This window comes from Bacteroides sp. RTP31139st1_H2_RTP31139_211217 (assembly GCF_040227615.1).
Lineage (GTDB): Bacteria > Bacteroidota > Bacteroidia > Bacteroidales > Bacteroidaceae > Bacteroides > Bacteroides uniformis.
Window position 1 is genome coordinate 1 of record NZ_JBCNZM010000077.1, and the last position, 7,117, is coordinate 7,117.

At 44.1% G+C, this 7,117-nt stretch carries 6 protein-coding genes; 5 read left to right on the forward strand and 1 reads right to left on the reverse strand.

Annotation, left to right across the window (positions count from 1 at the left end):
• The first annotated feature begins 163 nt into the window (after positions 1-163).
• From ABUA47_RS13620 to metH, 5 genes are all read left to right on the forward strand, one after another.
• The gene (locus tag ABUA47_RS13620) at positions 164-1,333 is read left to right on the forward strand and encodes a hypothetical protein (protein ID WP_229126643.1); all 1,170 of its coding nucleotides are present in this window, start codon (positions 164-166) and stop codon (positions 1,331-1,333) included.
• 92 nt (positions 1,334-1,425) lie between these two features.
• Positions 1,426-2,298, forward strand: coding sequence for a hypothetical protein (locus tag ABUA47_RS13625; RefSeq protein ID WP_022401972.1), 873 nt, complete (start codon positions 1,426-1,428; stop codon positions 2,296-2,298).
• 7 nt (positions 2,299-2,305) lie between these two features.
• Positions 2,306-2,878: a Yip1 family protein gene (locus ABUA47_RS13630; RefSeq protein WP_008665379.1), complete on the forward strand. Its 573-nt coding sequence runs from the start codon at positions 2,306-2,308 to the stop codon at positions 2,876-2,878.
• 8 nt (positions 2,879-2,886) lie between these two features.
• Complete coding sequence (smpB, locus tag ABUA47_RS13635) at positions 2,887-3,339, forward strand: SsrA-binding protein (RefSeq protein ID WP_005831836.1); 453 nt, start codon at positions 2,887-2,889, stop codon at positions 3,337-3,339.
• A gap of 1 nt (position 3,340) precedes the next feature.
• Positions 3,341-6,106, forward strand: coding sequence for a methionine synthase (gene metH / locus ABUA47_RS13640; RefSeq protein ID WP_051642927.1), 2,766 nt, complete (start codon positions 3,341-3,343; stop codon positions 6,104-6,106).
• A 40-nt stretch (positions 6,107-6,146) separates the two neighbouring features.
• Here the strand turns inward: metH and ABUA47_RS13645 are convergent.
• Positions 6,147-7,117: transglycosylase SLT domain-containing protein (locus tag ABUA47_RS13645; RefSeq protein WP_349831675.1), on the reverse strand; the 971-nt coding region annotated here is incomplete at its 5' end.

The window sequence follows — 7,117 nt, forward strand, 5'->3', positions numbered from 1 at the left end:
GATACTATTAGGTTCATAGTGACAGTCGCTATTGTTGTATATAAAAGTTTAATACCTGTAGTTTGCCGAATGCTTACTGTATAGAAATTAAAGGAGATAATGGGGCATATGCATATGGCTGTTTTGAATTATGATATATTGTTAACTAAAAAATGTAATGCTTATGAAAAAGATTAGTTTATTGTTGGTAGGAGTGTTAGCTCTATTTTCTTGTGAGCAAGAGGAATTGGATAACTTTGTGGAAAGTAGTGGTGTGGGGCAGGTGATGACAAGGGCGATAGGTTCTAGTGCGGATTTTGATCCGATAAGTGAGCTTGCCGAAATTCCAGTGAATATTTTGAATATTGGAAACTCTAAACAAAAGTATCTTACTTGTAAAGAGAAAGGTACTGAAATTTGTTTAACAGATAAAGATGATGGATCTTTGAGGCAGAGATGGTATCTGAAGTATGGAAGAACTATTGTTGTTGCTGGGGGAAATAATAGAGTGACATCCGATACATATGGAGTTGTTACTCCTAATAACTATTTATCTTCAGAAATACCTGATAATCTTCGTTTGAGTTATTGGAATAAATCAACTTTTGATTCACCTTTGGCTGGACCTGGCTTAAGCTTTAATTGTTTGGCTGATGCTAATTGTATGATATATACGATGTATGGAAACTTTAATACTGGTTTGTCTTCTTATTATTTGCAATCAGAATCTTCAACGTCTTCCTCTGTAAAGTTTAAAACGAATAATTCCTCAAGCCTCGCTTTATGGGAAATAGTTCCTGTTGGTGAATATGAACTTGTTGGTTTAGAGTATGTACGGACTACGGTTGATAGCTTTGAACCTACAGAAGTGATTTGTGACCATGATGAATATACAAATGAACATTTAAGCGTTGATACATGGAACTATTCTTTATCTACAAGCTATACAGAAAAATCTGATTTTTCAAAAACAGAAGGAGTAAGTGTCACTATTTCAGGAGGATTGAACGTGGGTATACCTAATGTGGTAGGAGATGATTCTTCGCTTGGAGTAAATGTTTCTGTACAGCAGCAGACAAATAAATCTTGGACTTATGGTACAAGTGATAGTAAAACGGTAACAAAAACGAGAACTGGACAAATCCCGATTCAACCAGGTGAAACTGTAAAACTTGATGCGGTGTTAATCATGTACAAAGGTAGTTTGACTTACGTTGCTACATTAAGGAAAATAGGGGATACTAAAACGTTTAGAGTTAAAGGAAAATGGAGTGGAGACTGCTTTTCTTCTTTTGAAGCTAGAACATATAATCCAACAACAGGGAAATTGGTAGGAGAATATGTTTTAGAATAATGTGATTATCTAAATTATGGTTGTTTATAAATGTTAAATAGATATTGGGGCTTGCAGTATTTAGATTAATCTTTCATTTAATCTTAAAAACAATGAAAAAACGAGGAGAGTACTATATTACTCAATTCTTTTATCTAAATTTGCAAACTCTAATATTTATAGGAAAGATGAAACAATTAAAATTCTTGATGGTTGCCTTGACATTGTTGATGGGCATTTCGTTTACTTCGTGTCTGAATTCAGATGACGGAGAGTATGATGACATTTATGGCATGGTTTTAGTGAATAACTATATGGGATTACTCTCTTTTGAAGATGCGGCGGGTAACACTTATCAACCTACACCGGCTTCTGTTACTCAATTTGAGGCAAATTCAAGTTTGAAGATTTCAGATTCTCGAATGGGAATCATCTTAGGAAAGAGCATAGAACCTGAGACGAATGAAAAATCTAAAACTACCAACTTCACTTTGAAGAATTTTCAGCCTATTTCTTTTGCAAACGCTGTCGTATCAATGACAGCAGAAAGCTTGGTTGTTGATGCGCCGGAAACAGCACCGGTGATAACTTTGAAATTGGAAAATGGGTCAGTTCAGCCATTTTTGTATAACAAGGATATACTTGTAACTCCTATAGCTTGGAGACTGCAAAATGACAACGATAAGTTTAAGATGCATAAATTTGCTTTAGCTTGTGTACTGGATGAAATTGAAGCAGGGGCCACAGACCTTGTTTTCTATCTGCGTCATGATAAAGGTGCTGATGATAAGACAGATGTTTATTATTCTAATTGGTATGGGTATGATATAAAAAATGCTTTAGAAAGGTTTAAAGAAAAAGCAGGAAATCTTCCTACTAAATTAGTTATTAAGTCGCATGAAAGTGGAAATAATAGCAATACAGAAATACCGGAAAACTATACGGAATATACTGTAGAATACAAAATTGCGTCTACTAATCAATAAATTGATATTGAATTACAAAGATTTATTTCATATAGCAATACTACTGATTTCCTCTCCGGCTCGTGCCTGGGAGGAAATTAGTTTAGAGGATAGACGAAAAGTATTTACTACTTTTGTCTATCCTATGATTGGTTTATGCGGGTTGTCCGTTTTCATCGGCTCTTTGATGAAGATGGGATGGGATGGGCCGCAAAGCTTTCAATATGCCATGACACAATGCTGTGCGGTGGCTGTATCCTTGTTTGGAGGATATTTTTTGGCAGCCTATCTCATCAATGGGTTGCGTGTCCGCATGTTTATGCTGGACAGTGATATTCCTTTGGCGCAACAGTTTGCAGGTTATGCACTGGTAGTGGTGTTCATGCTGCGGATTGTTATCGGCATATTGCCTGATTTTGGTATTATGGCTCTGTTGCTCCAATTCTATATCGTGTATGTTGTGTGGGAAGGAAGCAAAAAGGTGATGCAGATAGCGGAAAAAGACCGTTTGCGTTTCACCATTCTTTCTTCTATTTTGTTAATAGCTTGTCCGGTGGCCATTGAATGGATATTCAATAAGCTGACGGTAGTGCTAAACTGATAAATGTTATGAAACAAGCTCCTGTAAATATAAAGAATAAGCGTGCTACGTTCGATTACGAACTGACGGACACCTATACGGCTGGCATTGTGCTTACGGGCACAGAAATCAAGTCCATCCGGTTGGGGAAAGCAAGCTTAGTCGATACGTTCTGTTACTTTGCCAACGGCGAATTGTGGGTGAAGAACATGCATGTGGCCGAATACTTCTATGGTTCGTACAACAATCACAATGCACGTAGGGAGCGCAAGCTTTTGTTGAATAAGAAGGAACTTGAAAAACTGATGCGCGGCACGAAAGATCCGGGTTTCACCATTGTTCCCGTGCGCTTGTTTATCAATGAAAAAGGGCTGGCCAAACTTGTGGTGGCACTTGCCAAAGGTAAGAAGCAATATGATAAGCGCGAATCACTGAAGGAAAAAGATGACAAACGCGATATGGCGCGTATGTTTAAAAGATAATATGAGTAAACTTGGTAGTTTGGTGCGTGAGCGCATCCTTATTCTGGATGGTGCAATGGGCACCATGATACAGCAATACAACTTGACAGAGGAAGATTTTCGGGGTGAACGCTTCTCGCAGATTCCCGGACAGATGAAAGGTAACAATGACCTGCTTTGTCTGACACGCCCCGATGTGATACAAGACATTCACCGCAAGTATCTGGCGGCAGGTGCGGATATTATCGAAACAAATACATTCAGTTCCACCCGCGTCAGTATGGCCGATTATCATGTGCAGGACTATGTGCGTGAGATGAATCTTGCCGCAGTGCGCCTGGCACGCAAAGTGGCAGATGAGTTTACTTCTCTTACTCCCGACAAACCCCGTTTTGTGGCAGGCTCCGTAGGACCGACGAACAAGACCTGCTCCATGAGTCCCGATGTGAACAATCCGGCCTTTCGTGCCTTGAGCTACGATGAACTGGCCGATGCCTACCGTGAGCAGATGGAAGCATTGCTCGAAGGTGGTGTGGATGCTTTGCTGATAGAAACCATTTTTGATACGCTGAATGCCAAGGCTGCTATTTTTGCCGCCGGGCAGGCGATGGAAACTGTAGGAGTTCATGTACCCTTGATGCTCTCTGTGACTGTTTCTGATATTGGAGGGCGTACTCTGTCGGGACAAACTTTGGATGCTTTTCTCGCCTCCGTGCAACATGCCGATATTTTTTCAGTTGGGTTGAACTGCTCCTTTGGCGCCCGCCAGCTGAAACCTTTCCTGGAGCAGCTTGCTGCCCGTGCACCTTATTATATCAGTGCTTATCCCAACGCCGGACTGCCCAACAGTTTGGGCACATACGACCAGACTCCTGCCGATATGGCACATGAAGTAAAAGAGTATATCCATGAGGGATTGGTGAATATTATCGGTGGTTGTTGCGGAACGACAGATGCCTACATTGCCGAGTACTCCTCGCTGATTGCCGGTGCAACGCCCCATCAGCCGGTTCCCAGACCGGAAAATCTTTGGCTCTCCGGGCTTGAACTTCTGGAAGTGAAGCCGGAAAATAACTTCGTGAATGTGGGTGAACGCTGTAATGTTGCGGGTTCGCGCAAATTCTTGCGTCTGATTAATGAAAAGAAATATGACGAGGCGCTCAGCATTGCCCGCCAGCAGGTGGAAGACGGTGCGCAGGTCATCGATATAAATATGGACGACGGACTGCTGGATGCTCAAGTGGAGATGACGACTTTCCTCCATCTGATAGCTTCGGAACCGGAGATTGCCCGCGTCCCCGTCATGATAGACTCCTCTAAGTGGGAAGTGATTGTGGCCGGATTGAAATGCTTGCAAGGCAAGTCCATCGTCAACTCCATCTCCTTGAAGGAGGGGGAAGATAAATTCCTGGAGCATGCGCGTACCATCAAGCAATATGGTGCGGCAGCCGTGGTGATGGCTTTTGATGAAAAAGGGCAGGCAGACACGTACGAACGTAAGATTGAGGTCTGCGAACGGGCATACCGTCTTTTGGTGGACAAGATAGGTTTCAATCCCCATGATATAATTTTCGACCCGAATGTACTTGCCGTGGCAACCGGTATGGACGAGCACAACAATTATGCTGTAGACTTTATCCGTGCCACCGGATGGATACGCAAGAATCTGCCCGGTGCGCATGTCAGTGGAGGAGTGAGTAACCTTTCCTTCTCTTTCCGCGGCAATAATTACATTCGCGAGGCGATGCATGCCGTATTCCTTTACTATGCCATCCGCGAGGGCATGGATATGGGTATCGTCAATCCGGCTGCCTCCGTTCTTTACACCGATATTCCCGCTGATATATTGGAGCGCATAGAGGATGTGGTCTTGAACCGTCGTCCCGATGCTGCCGAGCGCCTGATAGAAACTGCCGAACGCTTGAAAGCGGAAGCAGAGGCGGCAAAAACTTCTGGAGGAGAGCGGCAGGCTGCCGCCCATTCCCAACTTGCCTGGAGAGAGGGGACTCCTGTGGAAGAACGGTTGAAGTACGCCTTGACAAAGGGTATCGGCGATTATCTGGAAGAAGACCTTGCCGAAGCGCTGAAGCTGTATCCCAAGGCTGTTTCCATCATTGAAGGTCCGTTGATGGCAGGCATGAATCATGTCGGCGACTTGTTTGGGGCAGGCAAGATGTTCCTGCCGCAAGTAGTGAAGACGGCGCGCACCATGAAGAGAGCGGTTGCCATCCTCCAGCCCGTAATCGAGTCGGAGAAAGAAGAAGGTGCGACTGCTGCCGGGAAGGTGCTGCTGGCTACGGTGAAAGGTGATGTGCACGACATTGGCAAAAATATAGTCTCGGTAGTAATGGCCTGCAACGGCTACGAAATAATAGACCTTGGCGTCATGGTGCCTGCCGAAACCATTGTACAGCATGCCATAGAGGAAAAGGTAGACATGATAGGATTGAGTGGCTTGATAACCCCTTCGCTGGATGAAATGGTGCATGTAGCCATTGAGCTGGAAAAGGCAGGTCTGGACGTTCCTCTGCTGATAGGTGGTGCCACGACTTCACCGCTTCACACAGCTCTGAAAATTGCTCCGGTCTATCATGCTCCCGTAATCCATCTGAAGGACGCTTCACAGAATGCTACAGTAGCAGCCAAGCTGATGAATCCTAAGACAAAGGAGGAGCTGGAAGAAGAACTGCATGAGAAGTATCGGCAGTTGTGCGAAAAGAACCGGGAGAAACAAGTGACAACCGTTTCCCTGGAAGAAGCGAGAAAGAACAAACTGAATCTGTTTTAAATAGGAAGGAAAATAAGGATTAGGGATTAATCCTTAATCCCTATTTTTTTATCTTCTTCTTGTATTGCTCGAAGCGTGACGTAATATCCCTTACGAAGTTATAAGTTTCAATGCCACGGAAATAGCCGTTTTTGCAGACGGGGTCGGTGAAGTATTCCTCATTGCTTTTTAGCAGAATGAAGTTTTCTACATTATCACGCCAGACATATTTGTTTTTGCCGTATTTTTCGGCCAGTGCCATGGCATCCAGCACATGGCCGATACCGGAATTATAAGATGCCAGCACAAAGTTGATGCGTTCTTCCTGGGGTATCTTGGAAAAACTTTTGGCTGTGGCGCCTATGTATTTCACGGCAGCCTTTATACTCTCTTCAGGGTTCTGTTCCTTTCCTTCGGGTAGCCCCATAGCCCTGGCTGTGACAGGCATCAGTTGCATCAGCCCCCTGGCACCGGCCCAGGATACGGCGGTGGAGTCGAAGTTGGACTCAGTATATGCCAGAGACGCCAGCAGGCGCCAGTCCCAGTCTATCTTGGGAGCATATTTCTTGAACAAATCATCGTAATGGGAAATTTTTCCTTCGCGCAGGGAGAGGATAGGAGAGTGGGGAATGGCCTTGCCGATTTCAAAATATCGTTTCATACTTGCCGTATAGGCAGGTGAAGTCATATTCTCCTCGTGCCATTTGTTGGCGGCGGCTGCCAGTTGCGGACAGTCTTTCCGGACTGCCCACGATGCACGCTGGTCAAAGCTGATGGAGAGTCCGATATTCAGGTTGGGGTAATAGGTCGTATTAAGCTGTGCCACATCATTGTCTGCTACGGTATAGGGGATTTTCCCTTGTGCCACTTGGGTGATGAGGTCTTCTGCACTGATACTGTCGTTGGTCACTTTATGGATGTGGATACCTCCTCCGAGCTCTTCGTCCAGATTGACCAGCCGTTCATAATATTTTCCGGGCTTCACATATACATCTTTCCCGATGAGTTCCGTTACGTCTTTCAGTGGTTTGG

Excerpts from the sequence above, each read along its gene's own strand:
- metH (WP_051642927.1), top strand. The coding sequence starts at position 3,341 with ATGAGTAAACTTGGTAGTTTGGTGCGTGAGCGCATCCTTATTCTGGAT.
- ABUA47_RS13620 (WP_229126643.1), top strand. The coding sequence starts at position 164 with ATGAAAAAGATTAGTTTATTGTTGGTAGGAGTGTTAGCTCTATTTTCT.
- ABUA47_RS13625 (WP_022401972.1), top strand. The coding sequence starts at position 1,426 with ATGAAAAAACGAGGAGAGTACTATATTACTCAATTCTTTTATCTAAAT.
- smpB (WP_005831836.1), top strand. The coding sequence starts at position 2,887 with ATGAAACAAGCTCCTGTAAATATAAAGAATAAGCGTGCTACGTTCGAT.